This is a genomic window from Oerskovia enterophila (assembly GCF_001692445.1).
Classification (GTDB): Bacteria; Actinomycetota; Actinomycetes; order Actinomycetales; family Cellulomonadaceae; genus Oerskovia; species Oerskovia enterophila.
The window spans coordinates 1-22,131 of record NZ_MAQA01000065.1; the positions used below are offsets into that span (position 1 = coordinate 1).

Sequence of the window (22,131 nt, forward strand, 5' to 3'; positions counted from 1 at the left end):
CCCTCGCCCCCCGGACCGCGTGTGGGACGATGGGGGCATGCAGCGCGATGATCGCCGATTTACGTGGCCCGCTCGAGGGCCGCGCGGCTGACGCTGCGCACGTCGACCACCGGCCGCCGCACGACGGCCGCGGATCGACCGGTCGTGCCCCGGCGGGCGCTCTAGAATCTTCAGTTGGACGCGCGAGGTGACCTCTGCGCGTCCGGTCCCGATCCCGCCAGGAAGGCACGCATGTCCACCCCTGATCCGGTACAGCCCGCTGCGCCGTCGCCCCTCGACGGTCCCGCGCTCGAGGTCGTCCTCTCCGAGGCCCTCGCGGCCGTCGAGGCCGCCCGCGACCTCGACGAGCTGAAGTCGGTGCGCCTGCAGCACACCGGCGACCGCAGCGCCCTCGCCCTCGCCAACCGCCAGATCGGCCAGCTCGCTCCCGCTGACAAGGCGGCTGCGGGCAAGCTCCTCGGACCGATCCGTGGGCGCCTCAACCAGGCGCTCGCCGCACGCACGCTGGTCCTCGAGGCCGAGCGCGACGAGCGGGTCCTCGTCGAGGAGTCGGTCGACGTGACGCTCCCCGTCGACCGCTCTCCTGCGGGGGCACGGCACCCGCTCGAGACGCTCCAGGAGCGCGCGGCCGACTTCTTCACGGCCATGGGCTGGGAGATCGCGGAAGGGCCGGAGATCGAGGCCGAGTGGTTCAACTTCGACGCCCTGAACTTCGGTCCGGACCACCCGGCCCGCCAGATGCAGGACACGTTCTTCCTCCAGACCCCGGCGGGACCCGACGGCGAGCCGGGCGAGCCGTCGAACCTGGTGCTGCGCACGCACACGTCGCCGGTCCAGGCCCGCACGCTCCTCGAGCGCGAGCTGCCCGTGTACATCGCGTGCCCCGGCAAGGTGTTCCGCACCGACGAGCTCGACGCGACGCACACGCCCGTGTTCCACCAGGTCGAGGGCCTCGCGGTCGACAAGGGCCTGACCATGGCGCACCTGCTCGGCACCCTGGACCACTTCGCGAAGGCGATGTTCGGTCCCGAGGCCCGCACGCGCCTGCGCCCGTCGTTCTTCCCCTTCACCGAGCCCAGCGCCGAGATGGACCTGTGGTTCCCCCAGAAGAAGGGCGGGGCCGGCTGGATCGAGTGGGGTGGCTGCGGCATGGTCAACCCGAACGTCCTGCGCTCCGCAGGGATCGACCCCGAGGTCTACTCGGGCTTCGCGTTCGGCATGGGCATCGAGCGCACGCTCATGCTGCGCCACGGAATTGCTGACATGCACGACATGGTGGAGGGCGACGTCCGCTTCTCGACCCAGTTCGGAATGGGGATCTGATGCCGAACATCGTCATCGACTGGCTCGGCGAGCACGTCGAGCTGCCGGCCGACCTGACGGCCGAGACGCTGGCCGCCGCGCTCGTGAAGGTGGGCCTGGAGGAGGAGGCGATCCACGGGTCGTCCGTCACGGGTCCGCTCGTCGTGGGCCAGGTCGTCTCGGTCCAGCCCGAGGAGCAGAAGAACGGCAAGGTCATCAACTGGTGCCAGGTCGACGTCGGGGCGCACAACGTCGACGGCGTCCCGGTCGCCGAGGGCGGGACGCCGCGCGGCATCATCTGCGGCGCGCACAACTTCGGCCCGGGCGACCGGGTCGTCGTCGCGCTGCCCGGTGCCGTGCTGCCCGGACCGTTCCCCATCGCGAGCCGCAAGACCTACGGCCACGTCTCGGACGGCATGATCTGCTCGGCCAAGGAGCTGGGGCTGGGGCAGGACCACGACGGCATCATCGTGCTCGACCGCTACGGGTACTCCCCGGAGACGGGTTACGACACGACGCCCGGCACGGACGCGCTCGAGCTCCTGGGCCTCGGCGACGAGGTCCTCGAGATCAACGTGACGCCGGACCGCGGCTACTGCTTCTCCTACCGCGGCGTGGCCCGTGAGTTCTCGCACTCCACGGGCGCGGCCTTCACGGACCGCGGCCTCCCTTCGGGCGACCTGCCGGGCGTGACGCCCGACGGCTTCCCGGTCGAGGTCGAGGACGACGCCCCGATCCACGGCCTGACCGGCTGCGACCGGTTCGTCACGCGCATCGTGCGGGGCATCGACCCGCAGGCGCCGACCCCGGCCTGGATGCAGCGCCGCCTGACGCAGGCGGGCATGCGTCCCATCTCGCTCGCGGTCGACATCACGAACTACGTCATGCTCGACCTCGGCCAGCCGCTGCACGCCTACGACCTCTCGAAGGTCGCAGGCCCGATCGTCGTGCGCCGGGCGCACGCGGGGGAGCGGCTCACGACGCTCGACGGCGTCGACCGTCGGCTCGACGTCGAGGACCTGCTCATCACCGACTCGCCCGAGGGCGCTCGTGCGTCGCGGGTGCTCGGGATCGCGGGCGTCATGGGTGGGGCCTCGAGCGAGGTCGGCGAGACCACGACCGACGTCCTGGTCGAGGCCGCGCACTTCGACCCGATCACCGTCGCGCGCTCGGCCCGTCGCCACAAGCTGCCCTCCGAGGCGGCCAAGCGCTTCGAGCGCGGCGCCGACCCGGCGCTGCCGCCCGTCGCGGCCCAGCGCGTCGTCGACCTCCTCGTCGAGCTCGGTGGAGGCACCGCGGACTCCGCCGTGAGCGACCTCAACACGGTCGCCCCCGTCACGCCCGTCGTCTTCCCGATCGGCGAGGCCGAGCGGCTCGTGGGTGTGGAGTACACCTCGGAGCAGGTCCGCGGCGTCCTCGTCGAGATCGGCTGCACGGTCCGCGACCTCGACGGCGGCACGACCCTCGAGGTCACCCCGCCCACGTGGCGCCCGGACCTGACCGGTGCGGCCGAGCTGGTCGAGGAGATCGCCCGCCTCGTCGGCTACGACAAGATCCCGTCGATCCTCCCGCCGGCCCCGGCCGGCCGTGGGCTCACGACCGCGCAGCAGCTCCGCCGCTCGGTCGCGCGCGCCCTCGCGGAGGCAGGGTTCGTCGAGACGCTCAGCTACCCGTTCGTGAACCCGCAGGCGCACGACGACCTGCGCCTTCCCGCGGACGACGAGCGTCGTCGCGCGCTGCGGCTGGTCAACCCGCTCGCGGACGACCACCCCGAGATGCGGACGAACCTGCTCACGACGCTGCTCGGCACGCTCAAGCGCAACGTGGGACGCGGCAACGTAGACCTCGCGATCTTCGAGATCGGCCTCGTGACGCGCCCGGTCGCCGGTGCGCCCGCGGCGCCGCAGCTGCCGGGCGGCGTCCGCCCGAGCGAGCAGGACCTGACCACGTTGCAGGCCGCGGTCCCGCCGCAGCCGCGCCGCGTCGCGGGAGTCCTCACGGGGCAGCGCGACGCCTCGGGCTGGTGGGGCGCCGGTCGCGCCGCCGACTGGACCGACGCGCTCGCGGCCGCCGAGCTCGTCGCCGACCGTGTGGGCGTGGACGTGGTGGTCGTCGCCGACCACGACCACGCGCCGTGGCACCCCGGCCGGACGGCGAGGCTCGAGCTGTCGGACGGGACCGTCGTCGGGCACGCGGGCGAGCTGCACCCCAAGGTGCTCGAGACGCTCGGCCTGCCCGCGCGGACCGTCGCGTTCGAGGTCGACCTGGACGCCCTGATCGCCGCCGCCCCGGAGCAGCCCGTGCAGGCGGCTCCCGTCTCGTCGTTCCCGCTCGCGAAGGAGGACCTGGCGCTCGTCGTCGACGCCTCCGTGCCGGCCTCGGCCGTGCGCGCCGCGATCGAGGAGGGGGCGGGCGACCTGCTCGAGGAGCTCGCGCTCTTCGACGTCTACACCGGCCCCCAGGTCGGCGAGGGCAAGAAGTCGCTCGCGTTCTCGCTGCGCCTGCGCGGCACCGACCGCACGCTGACCGCGGAGGACTCCGCGGCGGTGCGCGCCGCGGCCGTCGCCGCGGCGCACGAGAAGGTCGGGGCCGAGCTGCGTGGCTGACGTCGTGAGCGTCGCCCCCGCGCGTACCGCCCTCGTCACGGGCGGTACGCGCGGGATCGGCCGCGTGGTCGTGCGGGGGCTCGCCGAGGCGGGCCTGGACGTCGCGGTCCTGGGTCGGGACGCGTCCCGCGTGGACGACGCCGTCGCGGAGGTCCGCGCGCTGGGTCGCCGTTCCGTGGGGCTGGTCGCGGACGTCGGTTCGCCCGCGTCGGTGGACGCGGCGGTCGCGCGCGCCGAGGCCGAGCTGGGCGGGATCGACCTCCTGGTCAACAACGCCGGGCGCATCGATGCCGAGGTCCCGCTGTGGGAGGCGGACCCCGACGAGTGGTGGTCCGTCATGGAGACCAACGTGCGCGGGCCCTTCCTGCTCGCACGCGCGGTCGTCCCCGGGATGCTCGCCCGCGGCGGGGGCCGGGTGGTCGACCTCAGCTCCGGTGCGGGCTCGCACGACATGGACGGTGCGAGCGCCTACAACGCGAGCAAGACCGCGCTGCTGCGCATGGGGTCGAACCTGCACCTGTCGGGTCATGCCCGGGGGCTGCGGACGTTCGAGGTCTCGCCCGGGGTCGTGCAGACCGACCTGACCGCGTCCATGGACATGCACGTGGGGCGCACCGAGTGGACCCCGGTCGAGCGGACGGTCGAGATGATCGTCGCGGTCGCGCGCGGAGAGCTCGACGCGTGGTCGGGGGCGTTCGTCCGGGTCACGCACGACTCTCCCGAGTCGCTGCGAGCCGCGTCCGCCGCTGCCACCGGCTCGACGGACAGCGTGCCGGGACCGGAAGCGCGTCGGTTGCGCGTGACGCGGTTCGGTGACGACGACCCGATGCCGGGGGCGCTCCCGGCGCGCTGAACCCGGGCCGCTCGCTTCCCGCGACCGATCAGAAGGGCCGCTGATCCTCCAGGAGCAGCGGCCCTTCGCGTCGTCCACCGTGGTCGGGAGGTGGCCAGGTTCACCCTTCGAGTAGTTGAACTTTCTACTACTCATGGGGAATGCTCGAGGGGCACACCGACCCGGTCGGTGCGGACACCGCCGTTCTGCACCTGCGAGAACGAGCGAGAGGCCCTGCCCGGATGACGATCGACCACCCGACCCGGTTCTGGAACGGCATGACGATCCCGGATGCGGGGACGTTCCTGTTGGACGAGGCCCACAAGCGGGTCGGGTTCCTCGGCAAGCACATGATGGTCTCGCCGGTGCGCGGTGAGCTCACGCGTGCGAGCGCCACGATCGTCGTCGGGGCCGACCCCCTCGCGTCCACGGTCGCCGCGACCATGGACGCGACAAGTCTCACGACCCACCACGACGAGCGCGACGGGCACCTGCGCAGCGCCGACTTCCTGGACGTCGAGCGATTCCCGACCGTCGAGTTCCGCAGCACGTCGGTGCGCTGGCAGGGCCCGCAGGACGACGCCATGCTCAACTGGGCGCGCCTGCGCAACCGTTCGCCCGAGCGCTCCGAGGTCCCTGCGGCCAGGATCCAGGGTGCCGGTGCGGGGCACTTCGTCGTGAGCGGGCTGCTCACGATCCGGGGAGTGACCCTGCCGATCGATCTGACCATGCAGTTCGGCGGGGCGCGGCGAGACCCGTACGGCCGCGACATCTTCGGGTTCAGCGCCTCGGGCACGTTCGACCGCGAGGCCTACGGGCTCGTGTGGAACGTCGTGCTGGAGACCGGCGGGCTGCTGGTGGGCAAGAAGGTCGAGATCGAGATCGCCGGAGAGGCGATCCGGCAGGACTGAGCGACTGTCGCTCGTCGCTCGGTGGTCAGGAGTGGCGGCGTCCGCGGGACGCCCCGAACGGACCACCCACGAACAGCCCCAGGCCGAGCACGAACCCGAAGTCGTACCAGTTCCCGTTGTTGTGGACCTCGTAGATGTTCACCGTGTCGGTGAACAGCGAGATCACGAAGGTCACGGGCACGATGATGCCCTGCCACAGGCCCAGCCAGAACCCCGCCGGGCTGCCGTCCGCGGTGGGCGTCCCGACGTCGGGGTTGGGCCCAGGCGCGCACGCGGCGAGGACGAGGGCCGCGCCGACCAGTGCCACGGCGAGGACCAACCGTCGACGGGCGCGGTCCGGAGCGACCTCCGAGCGGGGCCCAGGTGAGACGTCGTTCCCGTGCGTCGAGCTCATGACCGGCCTCCTCGTCGTGGGGCCGTCCTGGCCCACCTCCAGGATCCGCCGATCACCGCGCGGGCTCAACCGGGCGGGCTCACCGGGCGCGCTCAACCGGGCGGGGCCGTCGGGCCGTCAGCCGGTCGCAGGCAGTCGCCTCGTCCCACCGATCACGAGCGTGACGTCGACGTCGACGTCGGCGAGCCCCGCCTCGTCGAGCGCCGCGCGCAGGGTGGCGGCATCGGCCTCGGGGGCCGGGCCGATCGCTTCGATCCTCAGGACCGACCCGCTGAAGGAGATCCCGGTGATCGTCCAGCTCTCCTGCTCGGCCCACGCCTGGGCCACAGGAGCCGCGGCGATCTTGTCCGCGTTCTGCCGCAGGACGTGCTGGCTGATGGTGCTGAGGGGAACCGCGACGAGGAGCAGGGCAGCGGCGACCGTGACGAGGCTCGCACCCCGCAGGGGGCCGACGAACCGCTCGGTCTCGCCCGCGGCCGTGCGGACCTGGAAGAGCAGGAAGACGATCGTGCCGGTCGCGATGATCGCCGCGACGTTGGTCGCGAACAGCAGCAGCGCCCCCAAGGCCTGGTTCGGGGCCCCGGACTCGAGCGTGAGGCCGACGACCGCGAGCGGCGGGACGAGAGAGATCGCGATGGCGACGCCCGGCAGGGCGTCCGACACGTCGGCGCGCACCAGGGCGAACGCACCGACGGCCCCGGTCGCGAGCGCCGCGAGCAGGTCGATGAGCTGGGGCGTGACGCGGCCCGCGACCTGGCTGTTGGTCGCCGCGACGATCTCGATCGGGACGAACAGCCCGACGACGTACCCGGTCGCGACCACCCCCGCGGCGCCCGCGACGACCAGGAGCGCCGACGAGGTCAGGTTCCTGTGGTCGTTGAGGACGATCGCGAGCGCGGTCCCGACGATGGGCGTCATGAGAGGCGCGACGATCATGGCGCCGATCACGGTGGCCGTGCTGTCGGCTGCGACGCCCGCCGACGCGATGATCGCGGCGAGGATCAGCAGGGTCCAGAACGTGGCCTGACGTGACCGGGAGGACGGCCCCTCGCTGATGAACAGCGCGGACGTCATCCGCTGGACGTCGGCCGTGGTGACGCGCATGCTGCCTCCCGGGGCGTCTGAGTGCCCCCAGCATCACAGGGGGTCGGCGCTCGCGCTCGGTGTACCGGTGCGGGCGCGGCGCACGCGCTGCCAGGTCTTCAGGGACTTGCGTGCCGCGCTCGCGACCGTGCTGCCGTTCGCGATGGCCACGGTCTCCTCCGCAGGGTCTGCTGCGACGTGTAGCAGCCGCTCGTGGGCGCGCTCGCTCCCGGTTCTCCCGAGGGCACGGACCGCCCAGTACCGGGTGTCGACGTCGGGTGCGCACGCCTGGTCGAGGAGCCAGACCGACTGGTCGGGGTCGATCGAGCCCAGGGCGTTCGCGACGTTCCCCAGGAGCGGGAACCGGTGCTCGACGAGCTCGCGGCGCAGCGCGTCGACGGCGTCCGCGCCCCCGAGACCGGCCAGCGCTCCGGCGGCGGCCTCCCGCACGACGTGCTCGGGGTCGCCGAGCCGGGCGACGAGGTGCGGCACTGCCTCGTGCGCGTCCAGGTCACCGAGCACCTCGCAGCCGACACTCCGCTCGGAGGTGACGGGGGAGCCGAGCAGGGCGAGGGCGTAGGGGACGGCTCCCCGGAATCCCGCCCGAGCGCACGCGGCCGTGAGGTACCAGGTGGCCGAGACCCCGGACTCGAGGGCGCGCATCATCGCCGGTTCGAGCGATGGGTTCGCGAAGGCGTAGAGGCGGTTGAGAGTCCGCTCGAACGTGCCGATCGGGTATCGCTCGACGTGCAGCACGACGTCGCGCAGGGCGTCGACGGCGCCCTGGTCGTCGTTCATGGCTCGCTCGGCGGCGTCGTCGACCGCGTCCTCGTGGACCTCGGGGTCCGGGTCGAGGAGCCGGGCGACCAGGTCGTCGGTCATCGCGAGGCCGAGGGGCGCGAGCGACGACGGCGAGAGGGAGCGGAGCGAACCATGCGGCGAGCATAGAGGCGGACGACACCTCGGATGCCGCCACCAGGCGGACCGCCGCCGGCAGGACGCCCCTCGCCCGCTAGAGTTCCCTGCAATGACACGGGGTGCCCGCTCCCACGAGCCGGGCTGAGAACACACCCGTCGAACCTGATCTAGCTAGCACTAGCGAAGGGATGTCGGCAATGTCGCTTGCTGCCACCGCACCTGTCCTGCCCACCCCCACCCCCGCACCTGCGCCGGGGACCCGGGGTGCGACCGAGCACGGCGTGTCGCCGGGGGCCGAGCCCTCCCGCCCCCGCGTCCTGTCCATCGCGGGCACCGACCCGACGGGAGGTGCCGGGATCCAGGCCGACCTCAAGGCGTTCGCGGCGCACGGCGCGTACGGCATGGCGGTCACGACCGCCCTGGTCGCGCAGAACACGCACGGCGTCCGCACGGTCCACGTCCCGGGTGCGGACTTCCTCACCGAGCAGCTCGACGCGGTCTCGGACGACGTCACGATCGACGCGGTCAAGATCGGCATGGTCGCCGACGAGCCGAACGCACGCGCGATCGCCGCGTGGCTTCGTCGTGTGCAGCCGCCGTTCGTCGTGCTCGACCCCGTCATGGTTGCCACGAGCGGCCACCGCCTCCTCGACGAGGAGGCCGAGCAGGCTGTGCGCGAGCTGGTCGCGCTCGCCGACCTCGTGACCCCCAACCTCCCCGAGCTCGCCGTCCTCGTCGGCGAGCAGGCCGCGACCACCTGGCCCGACGCCCTCGCCCAGGCGAGGCGCCTGCACGCGGCGAGCGGCGCCGTCGTGCTCCTGAAGGGTGGTCACCTCACCGGGGAGGAGTCGCCCGACGCCCTGGTGGGCGCGCGCGGGCCCGACGACGTCACGACCTTCTCCGCGCCCCGCGTCGACACCGTGCACACCCACGGGACCGGGTGCTCGCTGTCGGCGGCGGTCGCCGCCCTGCGTCCCCGACGGGACGGCTGGGAGAGCGCGACGCGCGACGCGAAGACCTGGTTGACCGGCGCGCTGCGGGCCGGGGGAGCGTTGGCGGTGGGCACGGGCCGCGGACCCGTCGACCACCTGGCGCACCTGCCCACGCTGGGCAGGCAGGTGTTCTCCGAGGAGGCCTGGGAGCGGATCGAGGGTTGGCGCGAGGCCGTCGAGAGCATGGGGTTCGTGCGGGCGCTCGCGGACGGGAGCCTCGCCGTCGAGGACTTCGGGTTCTACCTCGCGCAGGACGCCGCGTACCTCGCCGAGTACTCGCGCGTGCTGTCGCGGGCGAGCCAGCTCGCGCCGACGCCGGAGGCCCGGCAGTTCTTCGCGGGGGCGGCAGTCGAGTCGCTCGAGGTCGAGCAGGCGCTGCACCGTGACTGGTTGGGCGAGCACGCCGGGATGGACCGGGGGGCGGTCGAGAGCGTCGACCCCTCTCCCGTGACCGCCGCCTACACCAACCACCTGCACGCGGCGTCGAACGGGTCGTACGCGGAGACCGTCGCGGCGCTGCTGCCGTGCTACTGGCTGTACTCGTACATCGGCGACGTCCTGGTGCGCCGGGCGGGGGACCTCGACGGGCATCCTTACGCGCGCTGGATCTCGCTCTACGGCGACCCGGCCTTCCAGGAGGCGACACGCACCGCGTGCTCGTTCGCCGACGAAGCCGCGCGCTGGGCCTCGCCCGCCGAGCGCGAACGCATGCTGCGCGCGTTCGAGCTGTCCTCGATGCACGAGTACCTGTTCTTCGAGCAGGGGCTGACCCGGCCGACCTGGCCCGAGGCGCCGGTCGGGGGCGCCGAGAAGTGAGTAGATGCTCCTGATCCGGGGGGAACGGGGGCATCTACTCACTTCTCGGCGCGAGCGGCCGTCCTCAGGCGCTCGTCGTCCCGCCGTCCGGGTACGTGCAGCTGTACCCGGGCGGCCACCAGCGCCACGACGTGCTGACCTGGTTCGACGACACGCCTGCGGGGCGCTCGGTGACGCACTGCGTGCGCATCTGGTCGAGCCCGACCGTCAGGTAGTAGACCGCGAGCACGCCCGTGAAGACGACCATGAGGACGGTCAGCGCCAGCCGCAGGCGGCGGTCGGTGCGCCGGGTCGGTTCGTCCTCGCCGGGGCGCGGCGGCACCCAGTCCCAGCTCACGAGGCGGCGCCCGGGACGAGCAGCACCTTGCCGCTCGTCTCCCGGCCCTCCAGGGCGCGGTGCGCGTCGGCGGCGCGGGCGAGCGGGAACGTCGCGCCCACCCGCACGTCGAGGTCGCCCGAGGCCACGAGCGCGAAGACCTCGTCGGCGCGCTCGAGGAGCTCGGCGCGCGTCGCGGTGTAGTCGTCGAGCTTGGGGCGGGTCGCGAACAGCGAGCCACCCTTGTTGAGGCGCTGGAGGTCGAACGGAGGCACCTGGCCCGAGGACCCGCCGAACAGCACGAGCATCCCGCGGCGGCGCAGCGACGCGAGGGAGGCCTCGAACGTGTCCTTGCCGACCGAGTCGTAGGCGACCGCGACGCCCCGACCGCCCGTGAGGTCGCGCACGATCGCGGGCAGCTCGGTCGTGAGGTCGTCGAGCTCGGCGTAGTTCACGACGTCGGACGCCCCGGCCGCGCGCGAAAGCTCGGCCTTGGCCTCGGTCGAGACGGTCGTGATGACGCGCGCGCCGCGGCGCACCGCGAGCTGGGTCGCGAGCAGGCCGACGCCTCCGGCCCCCGCGTGCAGCAGGACGTCGTCGCCGGGCTGGACCGGGTACGTCGAGGTCACGAGGTAGTGGGCCGTGAGCCCCTGCAGGCCGACGGCCGCCGCGATGCGCAGGTCGACCGACTCCGGTACGGGAATCGCGACGTCCGCCGGGACGACCACCTGCTCGGCGTACGAGCCGAACGCGTTGGTCCACGCGACGTGGTCGCCGGGCTCGAAGTCCGTGACGCCGGGGCCGACCGCTGCGACGACTCCCGCGCCCTCGGTGCCGACCACGTGCGGGTACTCCATCGGGTACACCCCCGCCCGACGGTAGGTGTCGATGAAGTTGACGCCCGCCGCCGCGACGTCGACGAGGAGCTCGCCGGGTCCGGGTGCTGGGGTCGGGAGCTCGACGAGCTCGAGGACGTCGGGGCCGCCTGCCTGGAGTGCCTGGATCGCGCGCATGGGGTCAGCCTAGGCGGGGCGTCGGGTCAGGCGGTGCCCGGACCCGCCGAGGCGCGCCAGCGTCCGTGGCGGCGCTCGACGTGGACGGGGTGAGCGAAGCAGCGCGAGACGGCCTCGGTCGTCAGGACCTCGTCCGCGCGACCGGCCGCGGAGACCCGCCCCGGCGCGAGCAGCAGCGCGTGGCTCGTCGACGTGGGCAGCTCCTCGAGGTGATGGGTCACGAGGACCGAGGCGACCTCGGGGTGCGTGACCCGCACCGCGTCGATCGTCGCGAGCAGCTGTTCGCGTGCCGCGACGTCGAGCCCGGTGCTCGGCTCGTCGAGCAGCAGCAGCGCGGGGTCGGCGACGAGCGCCCGGGCGATGATCGTGCGCCCGCGCTCTCCCTGGGACAGCGTGGTCCAGGGCTCGTGCTCCTTGCCGCCGAGCCCCATGTCCGTGACGAGGGCGCGCGCCCTGTCGACCTCGGCTCGGGTCGGCTCCCAGCGCTGGCGCCACTCGGTCGTCCCGGTGATCCCGGTCAGGACGACCTCCTGGATCGTGAGCGGCGTGCGCAGCGGGTGACGCGGGTTCACGTGCCCGATCATGCTGTGCAGGGCCTGGACGTCGACGCGCCCGAGCGTGCTCCCCAGCACGTCGACCTCGCCGCGCGTGGGGTGGTCGCGCGCCCCGCACAGGCTGAGGATCGTGCTCTTGCCCGCACCGTTGGGGCCGACCAACGCCCAGTGCTCGCCCGCGCGGACCGTGAGGTCCACGTGCTCGAGGATCGTGCGGCCGTTGCGGACGAACGCGACGTCGCGCAGGTCCAGCACGACGGCGGCGCCCGCCGCGGGGGGTGGTGGTGCGTCGGCGGGCGGGACGGGATCTCCGGTGCCGGCGCGCACGGAGGACGGGGACCTGGCCGGGACGCTGGGGGAGGTGGTGTCAGTGCTCACGGCGGACCTTCTCGTGGACGGAGTCGAGGTGCCGGCGGCTCGTCGCGGCGGCACGGTCGGCGTCGCGGTCGCGGACGGCGTCGAGGATCGCCTCGTGGGCGTCCTGGTCGTGCCGGTGGCGCTCGCCCGCGCCGTCGAGCTCGATCATGTCGACCATCGCCCGACGCAGGCGAGGGACGAACGTGGCGAACAGGTCGGTCAGGACCGCGTTGTGCGCGGCGTCGACGACCGCTCGGTGGAAGACCAGGTCGGCGTCGACGTACTCCTGCGCGCTCGCGGTCGCTGGTACCTTGCCGCGACCCGCGAGCGCCGCGGCCATGGCGCGGAGGTCGGCCGGGGTGCGGCGGGTCGCGGCGAGCCGGGCGGCCTCGGTCTCCAGGGCTCCGCGGACCTCGAGGACGTCGACGATCTCGCCGCGCCGCAGGACCTCCTGCCAGTCCTCGCCCGGCTCGGCCCGGACGACGTAGACGCCCGAGCCCTGGCGGCTCTCGAGCACCCCTCTGCCCGCGAGCTGACGGATGGCCTCGCGCACGGTCGATCGTCCGACGCCGAGCTCGGCCGCGAGCGCCTGCTCGCCGGGCAGCCGGTGGTCGAGCGGCCAGGTGCCGGTGCGGACGCGGTCGAGCATGAGCTCGGCCGCCTGGTCGGCGAGGGGGAGCCGGCGGAGCGTGGGCATGGGAGCCAACCTCTCAGGTTGTCTGAGGACTTGATCGCGGCTAGCGTACCTCCCATGTCGTGGAGCGCACTCCTTCTTGGTCGCCGCGGCGGGGCCTGAGCCGACCGGCTCCCCGCCGTGGGGGTCTGCCGTGCGCCGGTCGGACGCCGCCTGCCGTGCACCGCGCGGCCCGCACCCGGAGACATGACCATGACCACCAGCCCGTTCCCCACGTTGCGCACCCCCGACGGCCCACCCGCACCTGGCCGGCCCGCGTGGAACCGCCAGCGCGCCTCGCGCATGCCCTCGCACCGCTACCAGGACGTGTTCTCGCGCGTCGACGTCCCGCTCACGGACCGCCGGTGGCCCACCCGTCGCCTCACCGCGGCGCCGCTGTGGGTGCCCGTCGACCTGCGCGACGGCAACCAGGCCCTGACCGAGCCCATGGACCCCGCCCGCAAGCGGCGGTTCTTTGAGCTGCTCGTCGCGATGGGCTACACCGAGATCGAGGTCGGCTACCCGTCGGCGTCGCAGACCGACTTCGACTTCGTCCGCCTGCTCGCCGAGACGGACCTGGCGCCCGAGCACGTCACGATCGTGGTCTTCACGGCCGCCCGGGCGGACCTGATCGCCCGGACGTTCGAGTCGGTCCGTGGTCTGCGCAACCCCGTCGTGGTGCACCTGTACACCGCGACCGCCCCGACCTGGCGCGACGTCGTGCTGGGCAGGGACCGGACCGAGCTCTCGGACCTGATCTCCGCCGCGGGCGCCGAGGTCCTGCGGCACGCGGGGGACGACCCGCGAGTGCGCTTCGAGTTCTCGCCCGAGGTCTTCAACCTCACCGAGCCCGACTACGTGCTCGAGGTCTGCGCGCGCATGACGACCCTGTGGGACGCGACGCCCGAGCGGCCCGTGATCCTCAACCTCCCGGCGACGGTCGAGGTCGCGACGCCCAACGTCTACGCCGACCAGATCGAGCACATGCACCGCAACCTCGACCGGCGCGAGGCCGTGATCCTGTCCGTCCACCCGCACAACGACCGCGGCACGGGCGTGGCGTGCGCCGAGCTCGCGGTCCTCGCGGGCGCGCAGCGCGTCGAGGGCTGCCTGTTCGGCAATGGCGAGCGCACGGGCAACGTCGACCTGGTGACGCTGGGCCTCAACCTGCACGCGCAGGGCGTGGACCCCGAGATCGACTTCTCCGACATCGACGAGATCCGTCGCACGGTCGTGGACTGCAACCGGATCGGTGTGCACGAGCGCCACCCGTACGCGGGCGACCTGGTCCACACGGCCTACTCCGGGACGCACCAGGACGCGATCCGCAAGGGGTTCGCGCGCCATCATGCGCAGGCGCGTGCGGCGGGCCTCGATCCTGCGGACGCCCCCTGGAGGGTGCCGTACCTGCCCGTCGACCCTGCCGACGTCGGGCGCTCGTACGACGCCGTGGTGCGCGTCAACAGCCAGTCCGGCAAGGGCGGCATCGCCTACCTGCTCGAGTCCGCGTACGGGCTCGAGCTGCCGCGACGGCTCCAGATCGACTTTGCGGGCCGCGTGCAGGAGCACGCGGACGACAGCGGGGGAGAGGTGACGGCCGAGCGCCTGTGGCGCCTCTTCGAGGAGGCGTACGTCCTGCCCGACGACGGAGGTCGCCAGATCCTGCCGCTCGCCTGGTCGGTCGTGCGGCCGGGCGAGACGCACGACGGCGGCGAGCGCCTCGACGTCGTGCTGTCCGTGGAGGGTGAGCGGGTCGAGCGGTCCGCGGTCGGTGCGGGCCCCGTCGACGCGCTCGCGAGCATCCTGGCCGGGCTGGGACTCCCGGTCGAGGTGCTGGGGCTCACGCAGCAGTCGATCACCTCGGGCAGCGACGCGGGGGCTGTGACCTACCTCGAGCACCGCACGGCGGACGGTGCGGTCGCGTGGGCCGTGGGGAGGGACGCGTCGGTGCTGGGGGCGAGCGTGCGGGCCCTGGTCGCGGCGGCGAACCGCTCCTGACCTGCGCTCACGGCATGGCGGGCGGCGGCGCGAGGGCAGGTGCCCGCCGCCCGCCCGCTCAGCCCCAGCGCGAGACGGTGCCCTCGCCGACCTGGAGGAGCGCTCCGTCGATCGCGACGAACCACCCGAGCTCGGACAGGTCGTCCACGACCCAGGCCTCCTCACCCGTCCTGAGGTCGTGGGCCGTGAGGCGGGTGCCGTCCGTGGACTGGTCACCGCGCACAGTGACCTCGATGAGCCGCGTGCCGTCCGTGAAGGCGCCGACCGAGAAGCGGTCGCCGTAGTCGGCCTCCGTCTCCCAGAGCGTCTGCCCGGTGATGGGGTCGAGCGCCCTCCGGTACAGGTAGCTCGTGACGACGACCTGTTCGCCGGCCTGCACCAGCACCTGCTCGGCGGGGATGTCCGCCGTCCACAGCTGGCGGCCGTCGCGAGGGTCGACCGCGACCAGCCGGCCGTCGGAGGCGAGCAGCGACACCGCGAGCGCGGAGCCGTCGGTCGAGCCGGGGTAGAGGTGGCGCCCCGGGCTCTCCCACCGGACCGTGCCGTCGTCGTCCAGCGCGTTCGTGGTCTCGACGTCCCCGGCGATCGAGACGAACCCGCCCGACGCGACCGGGACCACGCCGATGCTCGCGTCGCCAGGAGCCTGGAGCTGGACGCCGTCGGCGGAGAACAGCGAGCGCACCCCGCAGCCGGAGACCTGGACGACCCCTCCGGTGTAGCGGACCGTCAGGCTCTCGACGTCGACGGTGTGGGACTCGACGCCCTCCTCGTCGCTGAAGCGGGCGACGCAGTCGCCGGTCGCACGACTTGGGACGACGAAGTCGACCTCGTGCTCCCACCGGACGGCGCCCGTGGAGGCGTCGACGACCGAGACCTGCACGCCCCTGCCGGCGGGGACGACGACGTCCTCGAGGCTGCCGTCCGTCGGCCGGACGCTGACGGACGCCCCGGGGAGGTCGGCCGACCGCGCACCCACCCGTTCGGCCAGGACGACCGACCCCGCGGGGCCGGGCGCGACGTCGGCTCCCGTGCTGAGGAAGTCGTCGAGCGGTAGCTCGCCGAGGAGGTGCCCGTGGCCGTCGAGCACTGTCACCTCCCGGTCGTCGCCCCCCGACAGGCACACGAGCGGGTCGTCCTGGTCGACGGCCGCCTGCCAGCCCACGTCCGTCCCGCACACGAGGTCCGTGCCGACCTCGCGCGACCACTCGAGATCGCCCGTGCCCAGGTCCACCCGGGAGACCGTCCCGCGGTCGAGGAGCACGAGCCCCGCAGCGCCCCCGGAGACGAGACGACCTCCGGGCGCGTCCAGCGACCACAGCTCGTGAGGCGGTTCCGCGCCCCACGGGGAGAGGCCACCGGGAGCAGCGACCAGGCGGTCGGCGGCGTGCCGGTCCTCGATCTCTCCGCCGAGCGCGAGCCCACCGGCGACCACGACGAGGGCGGTACCGGCGGCGATCCATCGACGTCGCAGGCGGCGGTCGCCGGGCTGGGCGGGTCCGGTGCCCTCGAACGTTCCGGACGCTCCGGACTCCTCGGGCTCGACCGGCGTCTCGTCCGCCTCGACCGGTTCCTCCTCGAACTCCATCGTCCGCATGCCTGACCCACCCCTGCGACTCCGCGACATGCCGAGACCCTAGCGGTACCGGATACGTCCGGCCGACCCGTCCGGGGCGTCCGCGACCTGGGGAGCCGACCAGTATGCTGACGCCGTGATGACACCGGTCCTCGCACGTCCCCAGTGGTCCGTCGTCGCGCTCCTCGGGATGCCGGCGCTGGTCGGCTTGGCGCACGCGACCTGGTGGATGGAGTGAGGGCCGACGACGGCCGCGGGCGCGACCGGGGTCTCGCCCCGCTGCGGGGGGCCACGTCCATGAGCCGATTCTTCGCGCTCGTGGTCGGCGTGCCCTTCTTCCTCATCGGCGCGGGCGGCCTGATCGAGACCGGGCCGGACCTCTTCTTCGGTGCAGTGGCGCTCGGGGCCGCGGTGTTCATGGTCCTCGGGCTGCGGACGGGAGTCTTCGTCGGCGCGGGCGAGGTGTCCCTGCGAGGGTGGTGGCGGACGGTGCGGCTGGTCCCGGGGGACGAGCTGGTGGTCGTGCCGTACAGCAGCCTGTGGAACTGGGGGGCCGAGAGCGCGATCTTCTCGATGCTCGCGCTGCGACGTGGGCGGAAGGTGGTCCCGCTGCAGTTCACCGTCGGACCGGTCGTGCGAGTGCGCCGTCTCGCGTCCGTCGTCGACGAGTGTCGTCGACCCGCGCGCTTCCACGGGCAGTCCGACCAGCAGGTCTGACCGGCGGCGAGGCGCCTGCCGGCCTCGTGTCGGTGCCGCGTGGCACGCTGCCTGCATGGCTACCCATGCGCACGGCATCCATCACTCGATCGACTACCTCGAGCTGTCCGTCACGGACATGGCGGGGGCGCAGTCGTTCTACTCCGAGGCCTTCGGGTGGGAGTTCGTCCCCTACGGTCCGGGGTACGCGGGCTTCCGCACCTCAGCCGAGGAGGGGGAGGCAGAGGCGGGTGGTCTGGCGCTCGCGGACCAGGTCACACGGGGTGGCCCGCTCGTCCTGCTCTTCTCCGCAGACCTCGACGAGTCGCTCCTGCTGGTCCAGGACGCGGGCGGAGAGATCCTCGAGGGGCCCTACGACTTCCCCGGTGGGCGGCGCTTCCACTTCCTCGACCCGAGCGGCAACGAGCTGGGCGTCTGGGGCAGATAGTTCCTGATTCGACTGCATAACTATGTATAGTTCTGCATATGACGATCACAGTGGCGGTTGCCGGGGCTTCCGGGTACGCGGGAGGGGAGATGCTCCGGCTGCTGTCCGGGCACCCCGAGGTCCAGGTCGGAGCGCTCACGGCGCACTCCAACGCGGGGTCGGTCCTCGGGCTGCACCAGCCGCACCTGCGATCGCTCGCGGACCGCGTGCTGCTGCCGACGAGCGTCGAGCACCTGGTGGGCCACGACGTCGTCGTGCTCGCGCTGCCGCACGGCGCCTCGGGTGAGATTGCCGCGCAGCTGCCCGACGACGTCCTGGTCCTCGACCTCGGTGCCGACCACCGGCTCTCCTCGGCCGCGGACTGGACCGCGTTCTACGGGTCCGAGCACGCGGGCACCTGGCCCTACGGCCTGCCCGAGCTCCTGATCGCCGAGCAGACGGGCGCCGGGGTCGAGTACACCAAGCAGCGCGAGGTCCTGGCGGGCGCGCGCCGCATCGCCGTCCCGGGCTGCAACGTCACGGCCGTGACCCTGGGCCTGCAGCCCGGCGTGGCCGCGGGGCTCCTGGACCCGGTCGACGTCGTCGCGGTCCTCGCCAACGGGTACTCGGGCGCGGGCAAGTCCCTCAAGACGCACCTGCTCGCCTCGGAGGCGCTCGGCTCGGCCCAGCCCTACGCCGTGGGCGGCTCGCACCGGCACATCCCCGAGATCGCGCAGAACCTGCGCTCGGCGGGCGCGGCAGAGGTGACCATCTCGTTCACGCCCACCCTGGTCCCCATGTCCCGCGGCATCCTCGCGACCGCGACCGCGCGCCTCGCGCCGGGCCACCAGGACCTGAGCGTCGACGCCCTGCGCCAGGCCTACGAGCAGGCGTACGCGGGCGAGCCGTTCGTCCAGCTCCTGCCCGAGGGCCAGTGGCCCACGACGGCCATGACGCTGGGCGCGAACACAGCCCTCGTCCAGGTCGCGATCGACCGCGCCGCGGGCCGCGTCGTGACCGTCACCGCGATCGACAACCTCGTCAAGGGCACCGCAGGCGGCGCCGTCCAGTCCATGAACATCGCCCTGGGTCTGCCGCAGACCCTGGGGCTCACCACCGAAGGGGTCGCACCGTGACCGTCACCGGACCGCTCGGCTTCCGGGCCGCAGGAGTCGTCGCCGGGCTCAAGTCCACCGGCAGCAAGGACGTGGCCCTCGTCGTCAACGAGGGGCCGCTCGACGTCGCCGCGGCCGTCTTCACGACCAACCGCGTGTTCGCGGCCCCCGTCGCGTGGTCGCGCCAGGCCGTCGCGGACGGGATCGCGCGCGCCGTCGTCCTCAACTCGGGTGGCGCCAACGCGTGCACCGGACCCGAGGGCTTCGCCGACACGCACCACACGGCCGAGTACGTGGCCGACCTCCTCGAGGTCTCCGCGGGCGACGTCCTGGTCTGCTCGACCGGTCTCATCGGCGAGCGCCTGCCCATGGACAAGCTCCTCGCGGGCTGCGACGCGGCAGCGGGGGCTGCCGACGCCGAGGGCGGCCCCGACGCAGCCCTCGCGATCATGACGACCGACACGGTCCCCAAGACCGTGCTCGTCACGCGCGAGGTGCGCGACGGCCACAGCGTCGACGGCGCCTCGAGCTGGTCCGTCGGCGGCATGGCCAAGGGGGCGGGCATGCTCGCGCCCGGCCTCGCGACCATGCTCTGCGTGCTGACGACCGACGCCGTGGTCGACGCCGCCACCGCCGACGCCGCGCTGCGCGCCGCGACGGCCACCACGTTCGACCGGGTCGACTCGGACGGCTGCATGTCGACGAACGACACGGTGATCCTCCTGGCCTCCGGCGCGTCCCAGGTGCCGGTGACCCTCGAGGAGCTCACGGCCGCCGTGACCGAGGCGTGCGCGGACCTCGCCCGCGCCCTGGTCGCGGACGCCGAGGGAGCGAGCCACGACATCGCGGTCGTCGTGAAGAACGCGACCGACGAGTCCGCGGCCCTCGCGGTCGCCCGCGCCGTGACGCGCTCGAACCTCTTCAAGGCCGCGGTGTTCGGCAACGACCCCAACTGGGGCCGGGTCCTCTCGGCCGTGGGGACCGTCCCCGAGGACGTCGCCCCCTTCGACGCGCTCGAGCTCGACGTGTCGATCAACGGGGTCCAGGTCTGCCGGGCCGGGGGGGTGGGCGAGCCGCGAGAGCTCGTCGACCTGGCCTCGGCACGCGAGGTGCACGTCGAGATCGACCTGCACGCGGGCGACGCGCAGGTCACGGTCTGGACCAACGACCTCACGCACGACTACGTCCACGAGAACAGCGCGTACTCGTCATGAGCGCCTCCACCTCCGAGGACTTCGTGTTCGACACCCGCACCGACCTGACCCCCGGCCAGAAGGCCGAGGTCCTGCTGGAGGCCATGCCCTGGCTCCAGGAGTTCCGCGGGGCGCTCGTGGTCGTCAAGTACGGCGGCAACGCCATGATCGACGACGAGCTCAAGGCCGCGTTCGCGCGCGACATGGTGTTCCTGCGCCAGGTCGGCCTGCACCCCGTGGTCGTCCACGGCGGCGGTCCCCAGATCTCCGCGATGCTCGCGCGGCTCGGTATCGAGAGCGAGTTCCGCGGCGGGCTGCGCGTCACGACCCCCGAGGCCATGGACGTCGTCCGCATGGTCCTCACGGGACAGGTCTCGCGAGAGCTCGTCGGGCTCATCAACGCCCACGGGCCCTACGCGGTCGGGCTCTCGGGAGAGGACGGCGGCCTGCTCCAGGCTCAGCGCCGGCACGCGATGGTCGACGGCGAGCCCGTCGACGTCGGCCTGGTCGGCGACGTCGTGGAGGTCCACCCGTCCGCGGTCCAGGACCTGCTCGACGCCGGACGCATCCCGGTCGTCTCGACCATCGCCCCGGACCTCGACGACCCCACCCAGGTGCTCAACGTCAACGCCGACACGGCGGCCGCGGCGCTCGCGGTCGCGCTCGGCGCCAAGAAGCTCATCGTCCTGACCGACGTCGAGGGCCTGTACACCTCGTGGCCGGACAAGACCTCGCTCGTCAGCCAGATCACGCGGTCCGAGCTCGCGGCGCTGCTGCCCTCGCTCGAGGCCGGCATGGTCCCCAAGATGGAGGCCTGCCTGCGTGCGGTGTCCGGCGGCGTCCCGCGCGCGACCGTGATCGACGGCCGCGTGGCCCACTCGGTCCTCCTGGAGGTCTTCACGACGCGCGGCAACGGGACCATGGTCGTCCCGGACCCGCTCACGTCGAGCACCACGACAGCCCCTACCGACCACGTCACCTCGCAGGAGCAGGCATGAACGGCACGACCGGCGAGATCTCGCCGACCACCGCGGGCAGCGCGACCGGCGCCGCGGCCGCGGACGTCCAGGGTGCACCCGGCCCCGAGGGCACCGCGGACACGACCCTGACGGGACCGGGCAGCGTCGCGCAGTGGACCGAGCGCTACACGCACGCGGTCATGGACACGTTCGGGGCCCCGCAGAAGGTCCTGGTCCGTGGCGAGGGTGCGTACGTGTGGGACGCCGACGGCAAGCGCTACCTCGACCTGCTCGCGGGCATCGCGGTCAACGCCCTGGGCCACGCGCACCCCACGCTCACCGCAGCCGTCAGCGCCCAGCTGGGCACGCTCGGGCACGTGTCGAACTTCTTCGGCACGCCCACCCAGATCGCGCTCGCCGAGCGGCTGCTGAACCTCGCGCAGGCCCCCGAGGGCTCGCGCGTCTTCTTCACCAACTCGGGCACCGAGGCCAACGAGGCCGCCTTCAAGATGGCGCGCCGCAACCGCGACGGGGCCGCCGGCCCGGGCACGCGGACACGGATCCTCGCGCTCGAGGGCGGCTTCCACGGCCGCAGCATGGGCGCGCTCGCGCTGACCTCCAAGGCCGCGTACCGCGAGCCGTTCGAGCCCCTGCCCGGTGGCGTCGAGTTCGTTCCGTTCGGCGACCTGGTCGCGCTCGAGGAGGCCTTCTCACCCGCTGCCGTCGCGGCGCGCGGCGAGGTCGCCGCGCTGTTCGTCGAACCGGTCCAGGGCGAGGCGGGCGTGCGCCCGCTCCCGCCGGGCTACCTGGTGGCCGCGCGCGAGCTGACCGCGTCGTCGGGCGCGCTGCTGGTCCTCGACGAGGTCCAGACGGGCGTGGGGCGCACGGGGACGTGGTTCGCGTTCCAGCAGCAGGAGATCGGCGGGGGCGTCGTGCCCGACGTCGTCACCCTCGCCAAGGGGCTCGGCGGCGGGTTCCCGGTGGGTGCCGTCGTGGCGTTCGGCGAGCGTGCCGCGACCCTCCTGGGACGGGGCCAGCACGGCACGACGTTCGGCGGCAACCCTGTCGCCGCGGCGGCGTCGCTCGCGACGCTCGCCGTGATCGAGCGCGACGGGCTGCTGGCCAACGTGCGCACGGTGGGGGAGCAGCTGCGCGAGGGCATCGCCGCGTGCGGCAACCCCGTGGTCGCCGGCACGCGCGGCCACGGCCTGCTGATCGCCGTCCAGCTCGCGGCGCCCGTCTCGGCCGAGGTCGCGCGCCTGGCCCTCGAGGCCGGGTTCATCGTCAACGCCGTGCAGCCCGACGCGATCCGCCTCGCCCCGCCCCTGATCCTGACCCGCGACCAGGCGAGCGAGGTCGTCGCGTTCTTCGCGGGCCTGCCCGCCGACCTCGCTCGACGTGTC

Annotated in this window: 20 protein-coding genes and 1 riboswitch; of the genes, 12 read left to right on the plus strand and 8 right to left on the minus strand. The window is 73.3% G+C overall.

The annotated features are described in order from the left end of the window. The first annotated feature begins 231 nt into the window (after nucleotides 1-231). The 4 genes from pheS (at nucleotide 232) to OERS_RS18275 (ending at nucleotide 5,651) form a co-directional block, all read left to right on the plus strand. The gene (gene pheS, locus OERS_RS18260; RefSeq protein WP_056648897.1) at nucleotides 232-1,323 is read left to right on the plus strand and encodes a phenylalanine--tRNA ligase subunit alpha; all 1,092 of its coding nucleotides are present in this window, start codon (nucleotides 232-234) and stop codon (nucleotides 1,321-1,323) included. Further along, complete coding sequence (pheT, locus tag OERS_RS18265; RefSeq protein WP_068627492.1) at nucleotides 1,323-3,908, plus strand: phenylalanine--tRNA ligase subunit beta; 2,586 nt, start codon at nucleotides 1,323-1,325, stop codon at nucleotides 3,906-3,908. Before pheS ends, pheT begins: the two co-directional genes overlap by 1 nt. 4 nt (nucleotides 3,909-3,912) lie before the next feature. Then, complete coding sequence (locus OERS_RS18270) at nucleotides 3,913-4,761, plus strand: SDR family NAD(P)-dependent oxidoreductase (RefSeq protein WP_248948740.1); 849 nt, start codon at nucleotides 3,913-3,915, stop codon at nucleotides 4,759-4,761. Between the two features lie 221 nt (nucleotides 4,762-4,982). Continuing rightward, entirely contained in the window at nucleotides 4,983-5,651 is a 669-nt protein-coding gene (locus OERS_RS18275) for a YceI family protein (protein WP_068627494.1), read from the plus strand. Between the two features lie 25 nt (nucleotides 5,652-5,676). On the opposite strand, the gene OERS_RS18280 is transcribed toward OERS_RS18275, so the two are convergent. From OERS_RS18280 to OERS_RS18290, 3 genes are all read right to left on the minus strand, one after another. Continuing rightward, nucleotides 5,677-6,045 (minus strand): hypothetical protein, encoded by a 369-nt coding sequence (locus tag OERS_RS18280; protein ID WP_248948742.1) that lies wholly within the window; start codon nucleotides 6,043-6,045, stop codon nucleotides 5,677-5,679. A gap of 117 nt (nucleotides 6,046-6,162) precedes the next feature. Further along, the gene (locus OERS_RS18285) at nucleotides 6,163-7,149 is read right to left on the minus strand and encodes a DUF389 domain-containing protein (RefSeq protein ID WP_068627495.1); all 987 of its coding nucleotides are present in this window, start codon (nucleotides 7,147-7,149) and stop codon (nucleotides 6,163-6,165) included. Between the two features lie 33 nt (nucleotides 7,150-7,182). Then, nucleotides 7,183-8,010, minus strand: a complete 828-nt coding sequence (locus tag OERS_RS18290; protein WP_068627496.1) for a HEAT repeat domain-containing protein — start codon at nucleotides 8,008-8,010, stop codon at nucleotides 7,183-7,185. Between the two features lie 141 nt (nucleotides 8,011-8,151). Further along, nucleotides 8,152-8,252, plus strand: a riboswitch (TPP riboswitch). Between OERS_RS18290 and thiD the strand changes: the two genes are divergently transcribed. After that, nucleotides 8,244-9,854, plus strand: coding sequence for a bifunctional hydroxymethylpyrimidine kinase/phosphomethylpyrimidine kinase (thiD, locus tag OERS_RS18295; protein ID WP_083201603.1), 1,611 nt, complete (start codon nucleotides 8,244-8,246; stop codon nucleotides 9,852-9,854). (Overlaps the previous riboswitch by 9 nt.) 64 nt (nucleotides 9,855-9,918) lie before the next feature. Here thiD and OERS_RS18300 read toward each other — a convergent pair whose 3' ends face one another. Genes OERS_RS18300 through OERS_RS18315 form a run of 4 tightly spaced genes read right to left on the minus strand, consistent with a single transcriptional unit; the run spans nucleotide 9,919 to nucleotide 12,791 of the window. Beyond that, a complete protein-coding gene (locus tag OERS_RS18300; RefSeq protein WP_068627497.1) occupies nucleotides 9,919-10,191 on the minus strand; it encodes a hypothetical protein in 273 nt (90 codons plus the stop codon). Further along, nucleotides 10,188-11,183 (minus strand): quinone oxidoreductase family protein, encoded by a 996-nt coding sequence (locus tag OERS_RS18305; RefSeq protein ID WP_068627498.1) that lies wholly within the window; start codon nucleotides 11,181-11,183, stop codon nucleotides 10,188-10,190. The genes OERS_RS18300 and OERS_RS18305 overlap by 4 nt, the downstream gene beginning before the upstream one ends. 26 nt (nucleotides 11,184-11,209) lie before the next feature. After that, nucleotides 11,210-12,115, minus strand: coding sequence for an ABC transporter ATP-binding protein (locus tag OERS_RS18310; RefSeq protein WP_248948745.1), 906 nt, complete (start codon nucleotides 12,113-12,115; stop codon nucleotides 11,210-11,212). After that, nucleotides 12,105-12,791 (minus strand): FadR/GntR family transcriptional regulator, encoded by a 687-nt coding sequence (locus tag OERS_RS18315; protein WP_068627499.1) that lies wholly within the window; start codon nucleotides 12,789-12,791, stop codon nucleotides 12,105-12,107. The genes OERS_RS18310 and OERS_RS18315 overlap by 11 nt, the downstream gene beginning before the upstream one ends. A gap of 189 nt (nucleotides 12,792-12,980) precedes the next feature. On the opposite strand from OERS_RS18315, the gene OERS_RS18320 reads away from it, so the two are divergent. Continuing rightward, nucleotides 12,981-14,765 carry a 2-isopropylmalate synthase gene (locus tag OERS_RS18320; RefSeq protein WP_083201606.1) on the plus strand — a complete coding sequence of 595 codons (1,785 nt, stop codon included), beginning with the start codon at nucleotides 12,981-12,983 and terminating at the stop codon, nucleotides 14,763-14,765. Nucleotides 14,766-14,823: 58 nt separating this feature from the next. On the opposite strand, the gene OERS_RS18325 is transcribed toward OERS_RS18320, so the two are convergent. After that, the gene (locus OERS_RS18325; protein WP_068627501.1) at nucleotides 14,824-16,359 is read right to left on the minus strand and encodes an outer membrane protein assembly factor BamB family protein; all 1,536 of its coding nucleotides are present in this window, start codon (nucleotides 16,357-16,359) and stop codon (nucleotides 14,824-14,826) included. A gap of 276 nt (nucleotides 16,360-16,635) precedes the next feature. Here OERS_RS18325 and OERS_RS18330 point away from each other — a divergent pair, with 276 nt between their 5' ends. The 6 genes from OERS_RS18330 to OERS_RS18355 all read left to right on the plus strand — a co-directional run. Further along, entirely contained in the window at nucleotides 16,636-17,055 is a 420-nt protein-coding gene (locus OERS_RS18330; RefSeq protein ID WP_068706906.1) for a hypothetical protein, read from the plus strand. 55 nt (nucleotides 17,056-17,110) lie between these two features. Beyond that, the gene (locus OERS_RS18335) at nucleotides 17,111-17,482 is read left to right on the plus strand and encodes a VOC family protein (RefSeq protein ID WP_068627503.1); all 372 of its coding nucleotides are present in this window, start codon (nucleotides 17,111-17,113) and stop codon (nucleotides 17,480-17,482) included. 38 nt (nucleotides 17,483-17,520) lie between these two features. Then, nucleotides 17,521-18,597 (plus strand): N-acetyl-gamma-glutamyl-phosphate reductase, encoded by a 1,077-nt coding sequence (gene argC / locus OERS_RS18340; RefSeq protein ID WP_068627504.1) that lies wholly within the window; start codon nucleotides 17,521-17,523, stop codon nucleotides 18,595-18,597. Beyond that, a complete protein-coding gene (gene argJ, locus OERS_RS18345) occupies nucleotides 18,594-19,790 on the plus strand; it encodes a bifunctional glutamate N-acetyltransferase/amino-acid acetyltransferase ArgJ (protein WP_068627505.1) in 1,197 nt (398 codons plus the stop codon). The genes argC and argJ overlap by 4 nt, the downstream gene beginning before the upstream one ends. After that, nucleotides 19,787-20,767, plus strand: a complete 981-nt coding sequence (gene argB, locus OERS_RS18350) for an acetylglutamate kinase (protein WP_056648926.1) — start codon at nucleotides 19,787-19,789, stop codon at nucleotides 20,765-20,767. The genes argJ and argB overlap by 4 nt, the downstream gene beginning before the upstream one ends. After that, on the plus strand, nucleotides 20,764-22,131 hold a 1,368-nt coding region (locus OERS_RS18355; RefSeq protein WP_083201605.1), incomplete at its 3' end, for an acetylornithine transaminase. The genes argB and OERS_RS18355, both read left to right, overlap by 4 nt.